Genomic DNA, 20202 nt, shown 5'->3' on the forward strand with positions numbered 1-20202 from the left:
TTTCTAGGCTCAGGCTTACAGTTTCACGCCCAGCTGCAGCATGGCACCACGCTCGTCGTCATCACCAAACTGCCCGGCCAGATCCAGACTGATGGTATCCCAGGGGGAGATCCCCAGCCCCACGGTCAACAGATCGCCGTAGTTACCGGACAGGTCGGTCTGGTAGCCGGCCCGCAGTTGCAGATGGGAGAAATCCACCTCCATGCCGGCACGGGCGTACTGACGGGCCAGCAGCAACTGCGGGGCATCGCCTTCAACCACAAAGGACTCATCCTCGATAAGATCCAGCTCCATGGTGCCGGTGAACATCCCCTGGCTCCAGGCCACCGCCCCGGCCACAGTGGGGTCCAGAGAAACCTTATCACCGTCGATGTTCTTGATGGACTGTTTAATCAGGTTGCGGGCCACCAGCGCAAAGCTCCAGTTGCCGTAAGGCTTGTAGATCCCCAGATCCATATTGAACGCAGTTTTGTCGTTCATGTACTGATCGTCGAAGTAATCGTCGTTATCGTAGTTGTTAATGTTGGCGGTATAGAGGTAGCTGTCGAAGCGCTGGTACTTGGCGGCGAGGCCGAAGGCAATGTCGCCGACCCGGGGCAGGTTCGCCTGATGGGCAAAAGAGAGTGCCAGCTCACTGACCGCCACCGCGTGGGCGATGCCCTCAGATTTGAGGTTATCCGGATCAAAGACACCGGAGGTCAGCGCATCGTTAACCAACTGGCCATCGGCATCGTCGTAGTTAAAGTCGCCATTAGCCACCACGTAGCCGCCGATGGTCACACCAAAACCCAGCGACTTACTGGGCACGTACACGCCGAAGTCCACATTGGCTTCCCCCACCAGGGTGGTGTCATCCAAAGCCTGCAGCTCCTTGATCAGGGCGTCGGCATCCGCCTGAGTCGGCGGGTTGGCCGGATCCATGGCGTCGATCTTGGCTTCAAAGGCATCGATGGCGTCCTGGGTGGCATCCACCTGATCGAGCGCATCCTCATACTCTTTGGCCAGGACACCGGCGCCCAGCCTCAGGTACAGGTCATCGCTGTCTTTAAACTTGGTCAGCAATGCCGGGTTCAGCGGCGCACGGGTAAAGTCACCACTGGCAATGCCGGTGTTGGCGGCACCACCGCTCTTTGCATCCATACCCACAACAGCCACAGCAGGCGCGGCAACGGCGGCCAGCGCCAGACTCAATACGGACAGTTTCATCATCTCATCCTAGTTTTATAATAATGGTGGTATTGCGATTGCCCTGAAGCAATCCACAGACGGCCCGGTTGCCGGTCGACAAGGTTGCCGGCACTCCTGAGCCCATGGCATCGATCTCCTACCCTGTCGATAAGGCGACCGTATGCCCTCCCCAATTAAGGTTCAGCACGTTGCTGACCTCACATTTGTTAAACCGCTGAAACGAAAACACCCCGCCGAAGCGGGGTGTGTTACATCAGCGTGACGCTAGATTACCAAATCTTTACGCGCTTCTCAGCAGGCAAATACATGGCATCGCCCTCTTTGACATCAAAGCTGCTGTAGAACTCGGTCATGTTGGACAGCGGACCGTTAGCACGGAAATGAGACGGGGAGTGCGGATCGGTGGCAACCCGGTTACGCAGCGCCTGCTCCTTGTATTTGCCGCGCCAGATCTGGCCCCAGCCGATAAAGAAGCGCTGGTCGCCGCTCAGATCATCGATGATCGGTGCCGGCTTGCCTTCCAGAGACATCTTGTAGGCTTTGTAGGCGATGGTGGCACCGGACAGATCGCCGATGTTCTCACCCAGAGTCAGCTTACCGTTAACGTGCAGGTCGTCGAACACCTGGTAGCCGTCGTACTGAGCGACCAGAGCACTGCCGCGCTTCTGGAACGCTTGCAGATCCGACTCGGTCCACCAGTTTTTCAGGTTGCCGTCTTTGTCATAACGGGAGCCCTGGTCGTCAAAACCGTGGCCCATTTCGTGACCGATAACCGCACCGATACCGCCGTAGTTGACGGCATCGTCGGCGTTCATGTTGAAGAATGGAGGCTGCAGAATGGCCGCCGGGAACACGATCTCATTCATTACCGGGCTGTAGTAGGCGTTGACGGTCTGTGGCGTCATGTGCCACTCGTAACGACGAATCGGTCCGCCCAGCTTCTCCAGATCCTTGGTGTGCGCCAGCGTGGCAGAGCGCATGACGTTACCCACCAGATCATCAGACTCGATGGTCAACGCCGAGTAGTCTTCCCACTGATCCGGGTAACCAATTTTCGGGGTAAAGGCCGCCAACTTCTCTTTGGCCTTCACCTTGGTTTCCGGACTCATCCACTCCAGTTGATCGATGCTCACCGCGTAGGCTTTACGCAGGTTTTCAACCAACTCCTTCATGCGCGCCTTGGCTTCTGCCGGGAAGTGCTTGTCGACATACACCTTACCAACCACTTCACCCAGGTTGTCGCTCACCAGGGCCACACCACGCTTCCAGCGCTCTTTCTGTTGCTCCTGGCCATTCAGTTGACGGGCGAAGAACTCGAAGTTTTCGCTATCGAACTCCTGCGACAACATGCCGGAGTAGGCGGTCAGCAGGTTCCAGGTCAGGTAGGTTTTCCAGTCGGAAACCGAGGTATTGGCCACCACCTTGTCCAGCGTTTCAATGTAGCTTGGCTGGTTAATGATGATGTCGGACTGGCTGTCGCCACCGATGGTCTTCAGGTAAGCCGCCCAGTCGATGTGGCTGGCCAGCTTGGACAACTCTGCCGTCTGGTACTTGTTGTAACGCTTCTCGCTGTCGCGGCTTTCAACCCGGGTCCAGTGACCTTTGGCCAGTTCGGTCTCGATGGCCATCACGGTCTTGGCAGACTCGGCTGGATTAGCGACGCCCGCCAGGGTGAACATCTTCTCCATATGAGCCAGGAACCCTTCACGCAACTTCACGAAGCGTGCTTCGTCGTTGAAGTAGTAGTCACGATCCGGCAGGCTCAAACCCGCTTGCCAGATGTGGGTGGCGTAACGCTCGGAATCTTTGGCGTCCACATTGATGTAGAACGCCAGCGGCGTACCGGCACCAATGGTCTGGCTGTGGGCAAAGTAGGCCACGACGCCCGCTTTGCTGTCGATGGCGTCGATGGTTGCCAGTTCAGGCTTCAGCGGCGCCAGGCCCAGTTGATTGACCTTGTCGGTATCCATGAAGGAGCGATACAGATCGCCCACCTTCTGCTCATCACTGCCCGCCTTCAGGTTTGGCTTGGCAGCCAGGTCTTCGACGATCACCTTAACGTCATCACGGGCTTTTTCGCGCAGATCGTAAAAGGCACCGGAACTGGTGCGATCGGCAGGAATTTCGCTGGTCTTCAGCCAGGTGCCATTGACGTAGGAATAGAAGTCGTCTTGCGGACGAACTGTGGTATCGAAGTTGGCAAACTCAATACCGGAACTCAATTGCTGCTGCACTGCTTCGGCCACGGCGGTGGGTTGTGACGGCTCATTTTGTGCACAGCCGGTCATTACCAAAGCCGAGGCGCACAAGCCACCAATAAATAAGCGTTTCATCAGCATATCCTTATGAATTGTTGGAGCTAATTAGTTTTAAACAGTCCGATACTAGCGTCAGGACAGCAACAGGTCAAAACCGACTTTGTTACAACTCTATTCCAAAGGAGTGACAATAACGCCCCAATCGCGGGGCGTAGACTGTTAAAGGGGGATCAATGAGTTGCATCAAGCTGTAACCCAAAAGGGTCATCCAGCGAGTGGGAGGGGTCGGTAAACCAGCGGGGGCCAGACTCGGTCATATAGAAATGATCCTCCAGGCGAACGCCAAACTCGCCCGGTAACACCAGCATCGGCTCATTGCTGAACACCATACCTGGCGCCAACAGGGTTCGATCGCCCTTCACCAGATAGGGCCACTCATGGATATCCAGGCCGCAACCATGACCGGTACGGTGTGGCAGTCCCGGCAACTGATAGCCAGGGCCCAGTCCATGAGATTCCAGCACCTCACGGGCGGCGGCATCGGCGACTTCACAAGGCTGGCCTAACTGAGCCGCGGCAAACGCGGCCGCCTGGGCGTCTTTTTCCACTTGCCACATTTGGCGTTGACGCTCGCTGGGCTCGCCAAAACAATACGTTCTGGTGATATCGGAGTTGTATCCCTGCAACAGGCAACCGGTGTCGATCAACACCCAGTCGTTTCGCTTCAATCTCTGCGGCTCTTTGACCCCGTGCGGGAAACTGGTGGCCAGACCAAACAGCACGATGCAGAACGACGATCCGCCCGGCGCGCCGACCCGCTTGTGCGCCTCGTCAATAAAGGCGGTCACTTCGGTGGTGGTGATCCCTTCCCGTAGGATGCGGGCAGCGGATTTCTGCACCTCCAGGGTCATGGCCTTAGCGGTCTGCATCAGGGCAATCTCCGCCTCGCTCTTAATCATTCGACACGGGGCGCTGATGCTGCTGCCGTTGACCCAGTCAATCTGAGGACACGCCCGGCGTAACCCGTCAAACAGGAAAAAAGACGCCGACTCATCCATGGCCAGCTTTCCGTCAGCAATGCCCCGTTCCGCCAACAGCGCCGCCACCCGGTCGGCGGGATTTTCATGCTCATGCCAACCGTGAAACGGGGCGTCAATCTGCATGAAGTCGCGCAGGGAGTCGCGCTCGAACCAGGGAGCGATGTACAGCAGTTCACCGCTGTCCAGCAGCAGCGCCCCGACCATTCGCTCACTCGGCGACCACTTAAGACCGGTAAAATAGTACAGATTGGTGCCGGCATTGAGGAAGATTCCCCGTAGCCCCTGCTGCTGCATCAAGCTCGTCGCCCGCTGCATCCGCTGCTTGAACTCGGCGACGCTGATGGCGGACGCCCTGCCACTGAGATTCGACAGCCGTGCCAACTCCTGCTCCGTCGTAGAGCCTCCCACACCTATTGTCATTGTTTCCCTCGACCAAAATAGAATATTGTATGCAATGATAGATTCGAGCGATGGAGGATTCAAGACCAATAGATGGAGAGATAACAAAAACAGACGCATTCGCGGGGCGAAAGAACCGGGCCCATTTCACTGAGAGAAATTTTGCTGTATAACCCTCAGCCTCAGGTTTCAGCACTAGGTTCTTCCATGTCCAAATTCTTCTACAAAGGTCGCATCGAGAAAAAGCCCAAGCACGAAAGCTACGGCTACAACACCAACCGGGCGGCCATTCTCGGCACCGAAGCGCACCCTCTGACACTGAGTGTGCAAACTCAGGCTCGCCAGCAGGAGGTTCAGGCCCAGCTCGAGCAACACCAGTTGTTTGCCACCATCACGGTCAATCCGGATGCAGAAGAGGACCTGCTGGAGCTGGAGAGTTGGCTGAACAAACCCACCACCACCACGTTCGACAAGACCCCGGGGCGCAATGACCCCTGCTCCTGCGGAAGTGGCAAGAAATACAAGAAGTGCTGCGGCTAAAGGCATTCTAACCCAAAGGGCTGAAACAGCCCTTTGGGTATCCGCACCGGGATGCCGGAGTTGGTCTTTGCCGGTTAGCCGGCACCGTAGACAACGTTACACAGCTTCTCGGCAACCTCATCCCCGACTCAGAATCTGCGCAAACTCAAGCCCGGTGTCGTCGTTTACCACTACGCAGCCGAGCCACAGTGTCGTGAGTGTAAGCGCACATTCCCACGCCGTTTCCTCAGCCCGGCAGGGCTCAGGCTTACGACGTTTTGGCCCTCATTGCGCTGTACCACAACGATGGGTTACTCCCCCGGCAAACCATCGACCGAGCCCCCGTAGCCACGCCCCCTCCCCGGGTTACTGATTCTGGCCAGGATCACCGAAACCTTTGCCGGAACCGCCTCGGTTACCGAGCAATACTGCCGCGCCACCCACGAGTTCGGTTCAGCCTCGAAGCTCGATCACAGCGTCTCAAAACTTAAGTTCAATACTCTGTTTTTATTAACTAATTTCTCCTTTCATAGCTTTAGTTTTTGGCTGAACTCAGGGATAATCGGCGCCGTCGGCTTGCCGCCGAATCTACGGCACTACAGGATTTCCCGCTCAATGAGTCACAACAAACAAGTCACCGCCAATATTCGCAAGATTAAAGAGCAGGTCGAGCAGGCCAGCGGTCAACAGGACCTGGTCGAGCTGATCAATGAGATCAAGGGTCATCCAGGACCGCTGGACTACGATGATCGCCTGTTCCATGCCATCAAGTGGGCCATGGTGTACATCTGCACCATTGGTCTGTTTCAAAACTATGTTTTTTATGGCTATTACAGTGGCGACTTGGGGTACCTGCTGGCTGAAGTATTACGAAATAGCAGCTACCTGGCTCCGGCTCTGTTTGGCATCTGGGTAGGGCAACAGTGTGAAAAGCGCAACAAGCGGTTGCCCCTGCCAAGGTTTCTTGCCCGCCCCTGGCTCAGAATCGGCTTGATCGCCCTCGGATGCGTTGCGGTGACGGCCCCCTTTGAACTCTGGCACCAGGGCTACTGGTTCTGCGTCGGCAACCTGATTTTTCTTGCCAGTGGTGGCGGGCGCCTGCAACCCCCGGAATTGGTCACCCTGGGCCTGGCCATCGTCATCGCCGGCCTGTGGTTTTGGCTGCGTAAACGTCAGTTTTGGCGTGACCCGGTCTCCGATCGCATCCACCTGCGCGACCGCCTGTTCAACAATGGTCTGACACCGGTGACCATCGACAAAGAGGCGAAGGCCAAGGAGCTTGAGCGCCAGTTCAGGGAGTTTGACCGGGGAAACTATCGCCGTGAGATCATGGAGATGTATCAAGGTCATCATCAAGGCGACATCCACAGCTTTGACTTTCAGGTGTACAAGTTCCACTACGTGGATAAGCGCACCGAAACCTATACCGACTCCGAAGGCAAGACCAAGACCCGTACCACCTATGATCACTACTATCGTCACGGACTGCTGCTGCAGTTTCCTTATGCCAAATCCATCGCCATCGACGGCGATCGGCGTATCAGCTACCGAGGCGAAAAGTACACCACCGCCTCCAATGAGTTTAACCGTCATTTCCGGGTCAGGGCCAAACAGGAGATGACCGCGGCAAGGCTGCTGACACCGGCGGTGGTGGAGTTGCTGAGCGAATTTGGCCGCAATCACAAGCGGCCAATCATCGAAGTCAACGGCAGTGGCTACACCTGCATCGCCTTCGATGACAGGGATCTGCTAACGCTAAAGCGTCAGTTCGGACTCGATAAACCGGATGCGTTTGCCGAAGAGATTGCTGCCCATGCCGAGCTAAAGAAACTGACCGCCATCAAGACTCTGGTTCATCACCTGATGCGCCTTAGCGACAACAATTTTGCCTGACACAGAGGCGCCCTGACATCGGGGCGCCGAAGACACACAAACAAGAGAGACACCCATGACAATCAGCTACCTGGTACTTGGCATCATCGCCGTTGTAATCTTGGCCATTATTCTGATCTATAACGGCATCATTGGAAAATTCAACGCGGTTGATCGTGCCTGGGCATCGGTTCTGACCCAAGAGCGTCAGAAAAATAAGATCATTCCCCACGTTGAACAGATGGTGGAGAAATACAAGCTTCACGAAGCCTCGGTACTGTCGGATGTGACCAAGCTGCGCAGTGCCATTGACGGTCTCAACAGCGACAGGGTCGATGCCGGCAAGCTGGCCCAGGCTGAAAAGCACACCGCCGGTCTGGTGAAAGGTTTGAGTATCGCCGTTGAAGCCTACCCGGATCTGAAGGCCTCCGACACCTATCTGAAAGTGATGGCAGAGATCTCCGAGCAGCAGGAGCAGATTGGTGCCGCCATTCGCATCTTCAACCGCAATGTGGAAGATTTTAATAATGCCATTCAGATGTTCCCCGGTTCGGTGATCAACAACCTGCTGACCCGAAAACAGGCCATCAACAGCTTTACCGATGTCGAAGCCCAGGCAGGTTTTGACTATAAACCCAACCTGTAACGCACAGCGCGGCAACCGCCCAAACCGTTTCCGGGCTGGCGCGTTTAGGCGTTGACCGAACTTGCCGAGCCACGGCTGCTGGCGGTGCAATTCACTCGTCAATCTCAAGCGGCGGCTGCCGGTTTCTTTTACCGGCTCGCCGCAACGAGCCAGCATCAATCCTTCAGGACGTCGCAGTCCGGACAGGCGTCCAGAAACGCCTGGGGTATCGACAACGGTGCGTAGTCCGCCCCATAGCCACTGTCCAGGTCCGGCCGGGTGGCGCGGCGGATATCCAACCGCTTAAGCCAGGTCATCTTCATCAGCACCTTGGGAAACTCGCGGAAGTGGTTGTAAGACAGATCCAGGCTGTCCAACTCGGAAAACAGCACCAATGACGCCGGCAGCGTTGTCAGGCAGTTGTTTGCCAGGCTAAGCCGGCGAATATGGCGGTAGTGCTCCATCCCTTTGGGCAGGGATGACAACAGGCAGTTGCCCAGGTTCAGCTCAGTCAGAGTGTGACGCTGTGCCAATTCCGCAGGCAGCTCGGTCTTGGCAGCCCCCAGCAATCCACTGGCGTTAAGATAGAAGCCCGGGTGCCAATGCAGGTTACTCGGTGAATCTTTATCCCAGAACTCCTGAACCTTATCGAAGCCGGCGCCACGACGCCAGTTCAGGCACTCACCTTCCACCAGGGTATCGAGAATCGCCAATCGCTGTTCGCTGCACTCTTTTTGCATCAGCACGAACATCAATCCCTCACCGAAGCGGTCGAAATACAACTTGGTAAAATCGGTACACAGGGCCTCGCCCCACTTTTTGCGCTGACGCTTGAGTTTGTCCACCATCACCCCCTGCCCCTTAAGGTTGCCGTAGTCATCACGGCCGCGGCAGTTGTGGAACAAAATGCGATCGTTGACGGCCAGTTGAAACGCTTCATCGCCCATCCCGGCCAACAGGTGCTTAATCCGTTTTCTGAAGCCATTGTCGATGGTGGTCTTAAGGATAAAGAACAGCGGTAGGCGCATCGCCCCGGTAACCCCGCCCTGCTCCAGCATCTGTACCGCAACCCGGTGGGACGCCTCCTGCGGCGATTTCAGCATCTCCAGAATGCTGCCCTCCATCGCCTCATTGCCCTGCTGCAGAAACTTGGGCGCCCGCGCTTCAAAACACTGCTGTAACACCGCGTCATCAATCACCGCATATTTTTGCAGGTCGATTCGGTGAACCTCCCTGGGTGCCGAGCCCAGGAGCAGATGAGTAACCTGATCATCCAGCGTTTTGCTCAGGGTGAACCCCAACTCTCCAGCCTTAGCCTTCAGCTCACTCGCTTTAAATGCACTGCGACCGGACACAAACAGGATGGCGCCCGGGCCGAAAGGCCGCTGTTGATGACTGTTCTGTGCCAACTCCGCTAACCAGGCTTTATGCTGGGCCTTGAAGCGGTTGTGTTTGGCCGCCATCATCACCAGGTGAAAGTTGGCCGGCATCTTCGGCAACTGCGCCGGTTTGCGAACCAGGGCCAACGCCGTCAGGTAGGCCAGCGTCTCTTCGTCACTGAGGTGAGACTGCTTGAAGATCTCCCAGGCCTTGGCCAGCTTCTCATCGCTGATGTCCAGCTCCAACTCCTGAGGCAGGCTGGCCCAGGCGGGATCGAAGCGCTTTAACTCAATGTCCAGACGCAAACCGCTGAGCGAAGGCACGGCGAGGAGGTCACTTTGTCTGGGTAACTTATCCTGCTCCTGTCGCCTGGGCTGCAGCCAGAGCCTGCTCAATTTGGTCATCGCCGCCATCTCTCCGAAACGCGGCAGGCTGACCGACAACAGGTTCAATGTCTCCAGGGAGGCACAGTGGCGAATCCCCTCCGGCAGCTCGGCCATTTCGCCCCCTCTCAGGGTCAGCCACCTCAACGCCGGCAGCAACGGGAAATGGGTCAACTCACCGTTGAGTTGCAGATTCAGCTCCTGCAATCGGGGGCTGTGAGCCAGCCACCCCAGTTGATTGCCATCTACGCCAAAGAACCAGGCTTTTTGCAGTCGGGGCAGACGCAGAGATTCGGTCTGGTTCAGCATCCCGTTGGCGTTGGTGTAGAACAACTCTTTCACCGCCAGACCATCCGGCAAAAGGCTATCCGGAATCGGGGTGTGCTCAAATCTCAGCTCCAGCTTATCGACCAGCTTCAGGCTGGCAAACAGTGTCGACGGCAACGGCGCCGTCTCACCACTCAGCGACAACATCAGCTGCCCGACCTGTGACAAACTGCCCAGCCATTGATCAGGCGGTGCCACATTGCCAAGCTTGAGAGTCACCGATGCCATAGGGTGATTGTGTTCCAATAGTCGTGGTGGTAGCGGCCCCTGGCAGTGCATATCCAGAGTCAGGTGATCCAGCGTCTTTGGCAACGTCAGCATGGTGATCCGCACCGGTTCCGCCGGCTCATCGTAGTAATCCAACTTGCCCAGGCTCAGGGTGGTCAGGCTGCTGGCGGACAACCTACAGTCCAGACGCCGCACCCGGCTGCCCAGTCCCAGCGCCAAGTTGGTCAGCACCGAGTCAGCGCTCAGGTGGAAGGTCACCTCCGGGGCATCGACCCGCATCGTCAGATCCGTCAGTTCCGGCAAGGCACTCAGCAGCTGAAGGTTCTCTCCTCGACAACGGCCCAGAGACAGAGTGGCCACCTGTGCCAGGTGCGCCTCGGGCACGCCACTGAAATCGGTGGTAATGCTGCGCCGGGGCCGAAGCGAAGTGGTCAACGCCGTCAAATTGGGAAACTGTTGAAAGAATGCCGCATCCAGCAACCGGCGTCCGTTCACATTGCCTAGATCTTCAAAATGCAAGCGGCGCAGATTGGGAAAGGCACGGGCCAGTTCTGCCCAGCTGCTAAGGGGCTCTTCACAATCGTAAGTCAGGGTATCGACCTCGGCATGAATGCCGGCCAATACCCCCTGATAATTCAGATCGTCCAACTCCATGGCGTGCATGGCAACTCCTGGCGGTGTATTCACTGCGGCCTGTGCGGACAACGCAGCAACAGGCAGCCTGACAACAGGCAGCCTCTGGAAAATAGGTCGTGGGGTTATTGTGCCGGCCGCATCAACGCCCTAAGGGGCTGCCATCGAGTGACCGGGGTTACAAAACCTATATCGCGGCGTCGCGGATCGGGGGCCCGGATGGGAAAAGGTAAGATCGTTACCAGGCACAACCTGAGCGGAAGGCAAGGGTTCACGTTAAAATCATTCAACACTAACTGACTCAACGTACTGCTCCTGAACATTAACAACACAGTGTGGATTGACCACGGGAGCATTGTATGGGTAATTCCTAACAAATCAATTAGTTAAACCGAATGAAGCCATGAATAGCCCCACGTTGTCACGAACTTTGGTCAAGTTAATGCTCAAAGACCCCCTTCTATGGCCATTACTTGAGCAGCTTTCACTATGCTGCTCGGCAACACAGCGACAAATACCCGCCTTTGCTTGAAATAAAACCAATAGGAAACAGTGACATTCAGATCAGCCATTGGCCTAGGTAGTGGCAGGCGCTGGGCCACAGGGTAAGCGCGTAACGCCGGCAGCGGCGGCTCTTTTAACGCCATCATTTGCGCCATAAGCGACGGCAGTTCGGACTCGGGATTGCCATAGTATTGGCGCCACACCGACGGCACCTCCTCGCCATCGGACTGGGCCCCGCTGGTCAGGTTCGCCTCCAACGGCCGCAACTCGATATAGAGTGTGCGGCGGGTTCCGTCACTGCGCTTAGTCTGAGAGCCATGAAGGATCATCATATCCTGAATCATAATGTCACCGGCCTGAGCAGGCTGTTCAACCACCCCGGGCAATTGCCAACCATGCTCCTCAGACAGTGTCTGAATCGGTTCCAGCCCATGCTGGGTGCCGGGAATGTAGCGCAGACCACACAGTTGTCGGGCCACCGCCAGCATCGCCGGACATCGCGGCTTATCTCATAACTGGGCATAGATGCAATTTTCCTTAATCGACATCAACAAATCGGCGGCATGGCGGCCCCGGAACCGTGGAAGCGGGTCAATACCAAAACAGTTGTGGTCACAAAACAAACAGTTGAAAAAAACGACTCGCGGTCGGTATAGTGGATAGACACCCTGGTCAGGAGGTGAGATGAGCAAGCCGAGACAGCGAGGCCTCGTTCGCCGCAGCGAGTTGATCGACGCCGCACACCGCCTGTTTTTTCAGCGCGGCTACCGGCAAACCTCCATTCAGCAGCTGATCGATGCCGTCGGGTTGTCAAAAGGCGCCTTTTACCACCACTTTGCCTCCAAACAGCAGTTGCTCTGCGCCCTCACCGACGATGTGATCGACCGTTACCGCGACACCCTGATGCCACTCATCGACCAGCCCGCCCCCAGTGCCATCGAACAATGGAATCGTCTGATGCACCACGCCAGCCAATGGAAGCTGGAAAACAAGACTCAGATGCAGACCTATGCGGCACTGCTCTACAGTGCCGGCAACCTCGAACTGCGGCACCAGATGCAGACAAAGAGCATCGCCGTCATCGGCCCGCTGTTGGCCGAAGTGATCGAGCAAGGCCGGCGGCAGGGCCAGTTTCATCTCGATGACGCCGGTGAAACTGCCGAACAGGTACTGCTGTTGCTGCAACGATTCTCAACCGACTTCTGCCTGCGTCTGCTGCAGCCCGACCCCGGGAACCCGGCCCACCATCGAATCAAGCGCAAACTGGCGGCGACGCAAACCGCCATTGAGCGCCTGCTCGGCGCCCCGCCGGACTCCCTGCCACTGATGACCGAAGAGGAGGTCGACCTCTGGCTTACCTTCAGCGACGAGGAATCACCATGAGAATCAACATCGCCCTGCTGTTTGCCTTCCTGCTGCCGGTCGTGGCCCAGGCGCAGACCGCCACCGAAATCGTACGCCAATCGGATCAACAGCTGCGTGGAGACGCCAGTTACACCGAGATGACCATGTCGATCATTCGACCGGACTGGCAACGAAGCATGCGCATGAAAAGCTGGAGCAAGGGGCTGGAGTTGTCGCTGGTGCTGGTCACGGCCCCCGCCAAGGACAAAGGCAGCGCCTCCCTGAAGCGGCAACGGGAGATGTGGAACTGGATTCCCAGCATTGAGCGCGTCATTAAGATTGCTCCCTCGATGCTGGGCCAGTCCTGGATGGGTTCCGATTTCACCAACGACGACCTCATCAACCAGTCTTCCATCGTCGTCGATTACCGCCACCAACTGGTGGACTCTGCCGTCATCGACGGCAGCGATTGTTGGATCATCGACGCCATCGCCAAACCCGAGGCACCGGTGGTCTGGAGCAAAGTCCGGTTATGGATTGCGAAAGACAACTACCTGCAGCGGAAAGTGGCGTTCTACGATGAGTTCGACGAGCTGATCAACACCATGAACAGCTACGACGTCAAAACCCTTGGGGGCCGAGCGGTGGCAACCCGGCTGGAGATGATTCCAGCGGACAAGCCGGGACAGAGAACCGAAATCATCACCCATCAGGCCCAATTTGATTTCGACATCGACGACAGTTTTTTCTCCCAAACCCAGATGAAAGCCCTGCGGGACTGACTCAGGAGCCACGATGTTAGTAACCCTGGCCTGGCGCAACCTGTGGCGCCAGAAACGCCGAACACTGCTGACGGCCGCCGCCCTGGCGCTGGCGCTGCTGCTGTCGCTGGCCACCCGCAGCCTGCAGGAAGGCACCTACGCCAACAACATCGATAACGCCGCCCGCTTCTCCACCGGGCTGGTACAGCTGCAGCATCCGGATTTTAAAGAGAGCCGCAGCATCGACGATCTGCTGCCCGGTACAGCTGCATTCATCGGACCGGCCCGGGCCATTGACGGCATCAGCCATATTCTGCCACGGCTGGAGTCCTTTGCCCTGGCCGCCGGTGCCAGTCGTTCCAAAGGCGTGATGGTCATGGGCGTCCAGCCCTTGGCAGAAGCCCGATACGCCAATGTCGACAGGCGCCTGACTCTGGGGCACTACCTGAGTGAGGACGATCAGGGGGTGCTCATCGGCGAAGGACTGGCCCGCTACCTGTCGCTGTCTGTCGGCGATGAACTGGTGCTCTATGGCCAGGGCTACCACGGCCAGACCGCCGCTGGCCTGTTTCCCATTCGCGGCGTGCTGAGCTTTCCCATGGCCGGCGTCGACAATCAACTGGTGTACATGCCCCTGCCTCTGGCGCAACAGTTGTACGGCTGCGAGGGGCTGGTGAGCAACTGGGTATTGCACACCCACACCCTGGCCCAGCTGCCCACCGCCACCCAGGCGCTGCGGCACCGCTATCCGGACGCGGCGGTGTGGGACTGGCAGGCGCTGTCGCCGGAGATGGCGCAACAGATCCAGATGGACCGGGCCGGCGGCCTGTTCATGATGTACCTGCTCTATGGCGTGGTGGGCTTTGGCCTGTTTGCCACCCTGGTGATGATGATTCTGGAAAGGCAACGGGAATTCGGCGTGATGCTGGCCACCGGCATGGTACGCCGGCAGTTGCTACTGCTGATCATCATTGAGTCCGGATTACTGGCCCTGGTGGGCGTGGTTCTGGGGTTGGCCATCGCCGCCCCGCTGCTGGCGTGGTTTGCCTATCATCCCCTCACCCTGACCGGAGAGGCCGCCCGTATGGTCATGGAGATGGGATGGGATCCGCTGATGCCGGTGCTGTTGTCCCCGCAGTTGGTGATCAATCAAATCCTTATCGTACTGGGACTACTGGGCCTGTGCCTGGCCTATCCGCTGTGGCGCCTGTATCGCCTCAACCTGGTTCAGGCATTAAAGGGAGGTGGCGATGATCATTAAACTGGCCTGGCGCAACCTGTGGCGCAACCGCCTGCGCACCGGCATCATGATCAGCGCCATGGTGTTTGGCCTGGTGGGGGTGGTCGTCCTGATGGGGTTTCTCAGCGGCATGTACGCCAACATGATCGACAACGCCATCGCCTGGCAAACCAGTCATCTTCAGGTGCAGCGCAGCAGTTACATCGACACCCCCGACATCAAGGACACTCTGGTAGCACCGGCGCCACTGCTGGAATACCTCGATCAGCTGCCCGAAGTGGCCGCCACCTCTGGCCGTTACCTGGCCGAAGGCATGGTGGCCTCGGCCCGCGCCACCCGCGGCGTGCGCATAAACGGCATCGACGCCGACAGGGAGGCGGCGGTCACGCCCATCGCCGGCCACATTCTTCAGGGGCAGTGGTTGGATGACCAGGGCCGCCACCCTGTGGTGGTGTCCCGCAAAACCGCCCAACGGTTGCAACTGACCATCGGCTCCAAAGTGGTGCTGACCTTTACCGATGCCCAGGGTGAGGTATCCGGGGCCGCCTTTCGGGTCCGCGGCCTGTACCACACTCCCTCATCCACCTTCGATGACAACAACCTGTTCGTACGCATTGAGGATCTTCAGGCCCTGGCTGGCGGCCAGGGGGTTCACGAAATTGCGGTACGACTGGTCGACAACGACTACCGCCAGATCGCCGCCCTGCAGGCGCTGCGCGATCGTCTGCAGCAGCACACCGCCCCGGACAACCGTGTGCGGGACTGGCAGCAGATACAACCATTGCTGGCATCAATTTTGGCCCAAAGCGGTACCAGCAACGCCATTATCCTGGCCATCTATGTGGTCGCCATGGGCTTTGGCATCATCAATATCATGCTGATGTCGGTGTTTGAGCGAACGAGAGAGTTCGGGGTACTGATGGCCGTCGGCATGCAAAAACACAAAGTATTTTCCCTGATCATCGCCGAATCCACACTGCTCGGTGGCTGCGGGGGACTGATTGGCGTCGGTGTCAGCATGGCGGTGATCGCCCTGCTGTCCTACACCGGTATTCCCCTGGGCGATCTGGCTGAAGGGCTTAATGCCTTCGGCGTCGATACCCTGCTGTACCCACACGTTACCCCGACGGAATACGGGTTTATCTTCCTGACCGTGGTCGGCGCCAGCCTCCTGGCGGCCCTGTACCCGGCCAGACACATACTGAAACAGCGCCCCGTGGACGCCATGGCGGAGAAACACTGACATGACCATCACCGTCACCGAACTGTGCAAAACCTATCACGCCGATACCGACTTCCCGGTGCACGCGGTCGACCACCTGTCGCTGGTCATTGAACAGGGGGAGTTTGTTGCCGTTATGGGCCCGTCAGGATCGGGTAAAACCACGCTGTTGAATATGATGGGCGGCATTGACACCCCGACCTCGGGCCAGGTCGACATCGATGGTCAACCCATCACCAAGCTCAGTCAGCAGGCGCTGATCGCTTTTCGTCGTGATCACGTCGGCTTTATCTTTCAGGACTACAGTCTGCTGCCGGTGTTGTCGGCACTGGAGAACGTTGAATTTGTGATGCAGTTGCAGGGGCGAAGTCAACAGGAGTGCCGCCGCCGTGCCACCGAACTGCTGACCCAGGTCGGCCTGAAAGACCACCTGCACAAACCTCCGGCCAAACTGTCCGGGGGACAGCAACAACGGGTCGCGGTGGCGCGCGCCCTCGCCCCGCGCCCTCGCTTCGTCATGGCCGATGAGCCCACCGCCAACCTGGACGCCCGCAGCACGGCCGAGTTGCTGGATATCATGCAGAAGCTCAATGAAACCGAAGGCACTACCTTTATCTTTTCCACCCATGATCCCCGGGTGATCACCCGTGCCAAGCGGGTGTTGGTGATTGAAGATGGCCGCCTGACCGAGGATCGCAGCCAGTGACGGTCCGCATTGCCCTGTTTGCCACAGCGGCGTTGATGTCGACGACTCTCGGGGCAACCCCCATTCCCGGACTGGCGCCCGACAGCCCGTGGACGCTGGACGGCTACCTCTCTTACATGGCCACCGCCACCCTGCCGGACAATCACAACTCACTGCTGGATCACCTGGTGCACCACAGGCTGAATGTCGAATACCGATTCTCTCACCAGCTGAAGATTAAGGTAGGCATGCGCAACCGCCTCCTTGCCGGCGACAGCAATGACCTGCCCGGCTTCAGCGACACCGTGGGCAACGACAACGGCTATTGGGATCTCAGCGGCAACTGGATCGACAACGACACCCTGATCGCCACCACCAGCCTGGATCGGCTCTACCTGGACTGGCACAACGACCTCTGGCAGGTGCAAGGTGGCCGGTTCCGCATCAACTGGGGCATGACCACGGTCTGGAACCCCAATGACCTGTTCAACAGCTACTCCATCTATGACGTCGACTACCCGGAACGGCCGGGCAGTGATGCGGTGCAGCTGAGTCGGAAACTGGGATTCGCCAGCGAGTGGAATCTGGTGTACAACCCAAGCAGTGAGGCCAGCCTGGACAGCTATGCCGGTCGTTACCTGAGCAACGCCCATGGCTGGGACTGGCAACTGCTGCTGGCCAAGTCCCGTCGCGATCGGGTGGTGGGCGCCGGGATTGCCGGCGACATCGGCGGGGCTGGCGTACGAGGCGAAATCAGCTGGCTGAACCCCATCGACGAGCAGTGGCAGGGCCAGCCACAAACCGCGACCAGCGTCGGCAGCCTGGAGGCCGACTTCAACTTTGCCGGCAAGCGTAACTGGAGCCTGAAAGGGGCGCTGCTGCACCTCTCCAACCCCCAGCCGGTCGACAGCGGCGCCGACTACCTGGGCCAGCCACTGACCGTTCGCAGCCTCAGCTTCACCGAATGGACCGGCTATCTTGAGTCCGGAGTCGACCTGTCGCCACTGTGGCGACTGACCCTGTCCGCCAGCTACTACCAGGATCACTCCTACTTCCTGGGGGCCAGCAGCAGCTATTCGCTGGCCGATAACTGCACCCTGCAGGCCATAGTGCAGCGTTTTGACGGCGGTGGTGGTGCCCTGTTTGCCGACACGCCAGCCACTCTCATCTATGGCCTGGTTCGCTGGAATTTTTGATCACCACAATTGCCGCTGAGTGAACGTATCGGCCGGGTGGCAGCAACAACGACTTATCAACATCTGATCCAGCCTGCGCTCTTCGATCTCTCGGGCTCAGCCACCGACCAATGGACTACCCCTGTTAATACAGATCGATAACAAACAGACAGTCAAAGGCGATAGGATCTCCGGGGTTACCGGCAAAGTTGGTCATGTCCACCATACCGGAAAGCCGAACCGTTCCCATGGCACCGTCAAAACGATTGCTGCCCCACAGAATGGCATTGCCGGTCCCCGAGGCCCCGGTAATGTGGGTAACCGTCTGGCCCGAGGGAGTCATGGTGTTATGCAGCACCGGCTGCACCGTGGTGTTACCCCGGGTAACCAGGGTCCCCTGAGGCAGATGGAAATAGGTGGTTCCTGTCAAAGCTATGCCAGTACCCACAGGCGTCACATTGGAGAGACAGTCGGTAGCAGTGCCAACCTGACGGCGGTTTTTAGCATCATGCAGTTCGACATCGAAACAGATAGCAGCGTCATCATGGCCATCACCATCTATATCAGGAACCGTACTTTCATACATTGCCCCAGAGCCAACCAGGTTCAACACCCAGTGTTTTCCAGCGCCCTGCTCCTTAGCCTGGGCCGTAATCGATCCCGAACAGAGTAAAGACGCAACAGCAGAGAGCATAATGAATCGGTTCATACTCGACCTCCACAAAGTCCTGTCAATCGGAAGTGGCACCCGGAGTGCCGACAGTATTGCAATGGCACAGCGTAGATGATGACCAGTGAGCCTACCAATCTAAGTTGTAATAATTGGCAACCGGCGGAGGAGGTAAACTCACCCGGCAGGGTTCACTCCAAGTAGCGCCCTACACCAATCCGCACTGTACTGCCCTGAACATCATCTGGGCCACGGTTCTGGCGCCGAGAACCTCCTTCAATACCCCGATGTGATAGTCCACCCCGCGTAGGGTCAGACTCAGCTTCTTCGACACCTGCTCCCGATCCTGGCCGTCGGCCAAACAGGCAAGCACATAGGCCGAAACCGGGCTGACGATGTTGTAATCGATGAGCGGATTGATCTCCTTGCCAAGACTCATGATGATCTCCATCTGCAGTTGCGACAGGTACTCCTCGATCTCGGCCAGGTTGGCCTTCAAATTATCCAGCTGCTCGCCGGCTTGCACCATCAGGGTGAATCTGCCGGTAAACCGGGTCGACAACCGGCAGGGTATGGAGATGGTCACCAATGCGGCCGCCCCCAGATCCCTCATCTGCCGCTGCAGCCGGGGGGAGAGTTGATGTTCGGGCCAGACAAACACCGTCTGGCTAAACAGTGGCGCCAGGTTTAGCCGCTCATCGGCAATGAAGCTGCTCTTCCTTCGCCACAGCTGCAGGGCCGGCTCGGAACTGGCAAACAGGTTTCGGCGTTTAACGAAACACTTCAGGAGTCTGTGGTGGTCTTTCAATCGGCAACGCCAGTCGTCGGGATTGGCGATGTCATAGCAATAACAGAGCTCCCGCACCTTGAGACGATCGCGACTCTCTTTCAACAGGCCTCTAAGCCTGGTGTCCAATAAAGAACGGGACATAAATCGCTCCGCTGTACCTGAACTAACACTCGCTGAATTCCTTGCAATATGGGTTGCCGGCGGCCTCCTGCCGCCAGCCATAGGGGTATCACTAATGGGTCGGCATCAGTTGCTGCACCAGAAACAGGCCAATCACCAGCAGCGTCACTGCGAACATCGATGCGGTAAGCAGGCGCTCGGCCGGCTTCGCTGTTTCGGCTGAAGCCCGGCTACTCGCCTTGCGCCTCGATGGCGACGCCGGCCTTGACGCCTTTTGCGGGGTTTGAGTCATGACTTATCTCCTTAACGGCGATTCGGCGCCGCTTTTTCATCTGTTGTACCGTTTTTGCGCGCATCTCCAGGCTGTAGTTGAGGAAACGGCCCAGGGGACAGAGCAGGCGGCACCAGAAATCACTGACAAGAAAGGCGCCGAACAGGCTGAGCGGCAGGATGTACCACTGCACGCCGAGGCCATCCAGGGAGAACAGCATCGAGAACGGTTCGTAGGAGCCGATGGCCGGTGTCCGCGACAGGAAGATCAGCATCAGTGACAGCCACAGCAGGGTGTTGGTCACCAGTTTCAGCCTCTGCTTCAACCAGGGGTAGAGCTGCATGTTCATGCCGCTTAGCTGATGCAACCAACGCTGGAACTGGTGGAAGGGGCACAGCTGGCTGCAATACACGTTCCGTCCCAGGAACAGAATCGCGCCCAGCGACCCCATCAACATGATGTACCACAGCAGATGCTGTTGCGGTGAGGGGATGTAGCCCAGCAGCAGCGAGCCGATCAGGGCGATAGAGAGCGCCGAGTTGAGCCAGTAGCCGATCAGCACCACCGA

17 protein-coding genes are annotated in these 20202 nt (G+C 57.9%); 9 read left to right on the forward strand and 8 right to left on the reverse strand.

Annotated elements, in window-relative coordinates:
- Positions 1-15 precede the first annotated feature (15 nt).
- The 3 genes from traF to BLT77_RS13280 form a co-directional block, all read right to left on the reverse strand.
- Entirely contained in the window at positions 16-1209 is a 1194-nt protein-coding gene (gene traF / locus BLT77_RS13270; protein WP_090366076.1) for a conjugal transfer protein TraF, read from the reverse strand.
- Between the two features lie 248 nt (positions 1210-1457).
- Positions 1458-3521 (reverse strand): M13 family metallopeptidase, encoded by a 2064-nt coding sequence (locus BLT77_RS13275; RefSeq protein WP_090366079.1) that lies wholly within the window; start codon positions 3519-3521, stop codon positions 1458-1460.
- A gap of 155 nt (positions 3522-3676) precedes the next feature.
- Complete coding sequence (locus BLT77_RS13280; protein ID WP_090366082.1) at positions 3677-4906, reverse strand: M24 family metallopeptidase; 1230 nt, start codon at positions 4904-4906, stop codon at positions 3677-3679.
- 186 nt (positions 4907-5092) lie between these two features.
- Here BLT77_RS13280 and BLT77_RS13285 point away from each other — a divergent pair, with 186 nt between their 5' ends.
- The 3 genes from BLT77_RS13285 (at position 5093) to BLT77_RS13295 (ending at position 7922) form a co-directional block, all read left to right on the forward strand.
- Positions 5093-5425, forward strand: a complete 333-nt coding sequence (locus BLT77_RS13285; RefSeq protein WP_090366084.1) for a PBPRA1643 family SWIM/SEC-C metal-binding motif protein — start codon at positions 5093-5095, stop codon at positions 5423-5425.
- 594 nt (positions 5426-6019) lie between these two features.
- Positions 6020-7297 (forward strand): DUF3137 domain-containing protein, encoded by a 1278-nt coding sequence (locus tag BLT77_RS13290; RefSeq protein WP_090366087.1) that lies wholly within the window; start codon positions 6020-6022, stop codon positions 7295-7297.
- A 55-nt stretch (positions 7298-7352) separates the two neighbouring features.
- Positions 7353-7922, forward strand: coding sequence for a LemA family protein (locus BLT77_RS13295; RefSeq protein WP_090366090.1), 570 nt, complete (start codon positions 7353-7355; stop codon positions 7920-7922).
- A 155-nt stretch (positions 7923-8077) separates the two neighbouring features.
- On the opposite strand, the gene BLT77_RS13300 is transcribed toward BLT77_RS13295, so the two are convergent.
- Positions 8078-10882 carry a leucine-rich repeat domain-containing protein gene (locus BLT77_RS13300; RefSeq protein ID WP_090366093.1) on the reverse strand — a complete coding sequence of 935 codons (2805 nt, stop codon included), beginning with the start codon at positions 10880-10882 and terminating at the stop codon, positions 8078-8080.
- A 416-nt stretch (positions 10883-11298) separates the two neighbouring features.
- On the reverse strand, positions 11299-11835 hold the full coding sequence (locus BLT77_RS13305; protein WP_143026632.1) for a phytanoyl-CoA dioxygenase family protein: 537 nt from the start codon (positions 11833-11835) through the stop codon (positions 11299-11301).
- A 205-nt stretch (positions 11836-12040) separates the two neighbouring features.
- Between BLT77_RS13305 and BLT77_RS13310 the strand changes: the two genes are divergently transcribed.
- Genes BLT77_RS13310 through BLT77_RS13335 form a run of 6 tightly spaced genes read left to right on the forward strand, consistent with a single transcriptional unit; the run spans position 12041 to position 17804 of the window.
- The gene (locus BLT77_RS13310) at positions 12041-12739 is read left to right on the forward strand and encodes a TetR/AcrR family transcriptional regulator (RefSeq protein WP_090366100.1); all 699 of its coding nucleotides are present in this window, start codon (positions 12041-12043) and stop codon (positions 12737-12739) included.
- On the forward strand, positions 12736-13482 hold the full coding sequence (locus tag BLT77_RS13315) for an outer membrane lipoprotein-sorting protein (protein WP_090366103.1): 747 nt from the start codon (positions 12736-12738) through the stop codon (positions 13480-13482). The genes BLT77_RS13310 and BLT77_RS13315 overlap by 4 nt, the downstream gene beginning before the upstream one ends.
- A 13-nt stretch (positions 13483-13495) precedes the next feature.
- Complete coding sequence (locus tag BLT77_RS13320; RefSeq protein ID WP_090366105.1) at positions 13496-14722, forward strand: ABC transporter permease; 1227 nt, start codon at positions 13496-13498, stop codon at positions 14720-14722.
- Positions 14712-15944, forward strand: coding sequence for an ABC transporter permease (locus BLT77_RS13325; RefSeq protein ID WP_090366108.1), 1233 nt, complete (start codon positions 14712-14714; stop codon positions 15942-15944). Before BLT77_RS13320 ends, BLT77_RS13325 begins: the two co-directional genes overlap by 11 nt.
- A gap of 1 nt (position 15945) precedes the next feature.
- Positions 15946-16629 (forward strand): ABC transporter ATP-binding protein, encoded by a 684-nt coding sequence (locus tag BLT77_RS13330; protein WP_090366110.1) that lies wholly within the window; start codon positions 15946-15948, stop codon positions 16627-16629.
- The gene (locus BLT77_RS13335; protein WP_245709946.1) at positions 16626-17804 is read left to right on the forward strand and encodes a hypothetical protein; all 1179 of its coding nucleotides are present in this window, start codon (positions 16626-16628) and stop codon (positions 17802-17804) included. Before BLT77_RS13330 ends, BLT77_RS13335 begins: the two co-directional genes overlap by 4 nt.
- A 124-nt stretch (positions 17805-17928) precedes the next feature.
- On the opposite strand, the gene BLT77_RS13340 is transcribed toward BLT77_RS13335, so the two are convergent.
- The 3 genes from BLT77_RS13340 to BLT77_RS13350 form a co-directional block, all read right to left on the reverse strand.
- Positions 17929-18369 carry a hypothetical protein gene (locus BLT77_RS13340; RefSeq protein ID WP_245709947.1) on the reverse strand — a complete coding sequence of 147 codons (441 nt, stop codon included), beginning with the start codon at positions 18367-18369 and terminating at the stop codon, positions 17929-17931.
- A 292-nt stretch (positions 18370-18661) separates the two neighbouring features.
- On the reverse strand, positions 18662-19384 hold the full coding sequence (locus BLT77_RS13345) for a helix-turn-helix domain-containing protein (protein WP_143026633.1): 723 nt from the start codon (positions 19382-19384) through the stop codon (positions 18662-18664).
- Positions 19385-19593: 209 nt separating this feature from the next.
- Positions 19594-20202: 4Fe-4S binding protein (locus tag BLT77_RS13350; RefSeq protein WP_143026635.1), on the reverse strand; the 609-nt coding region annotated here is incomplete at its 5' end.

It is taken from the genome of Ferrimonas sediminum (genome assembly GCF_900100175.1).
Taxonomy (GTDB): Bacteria; Pseudomonadota; Gammaproteobacteria; order Enterobacterales; family Shewanellaceae; genus Ferrimonas; species Ferrimonas sediminum.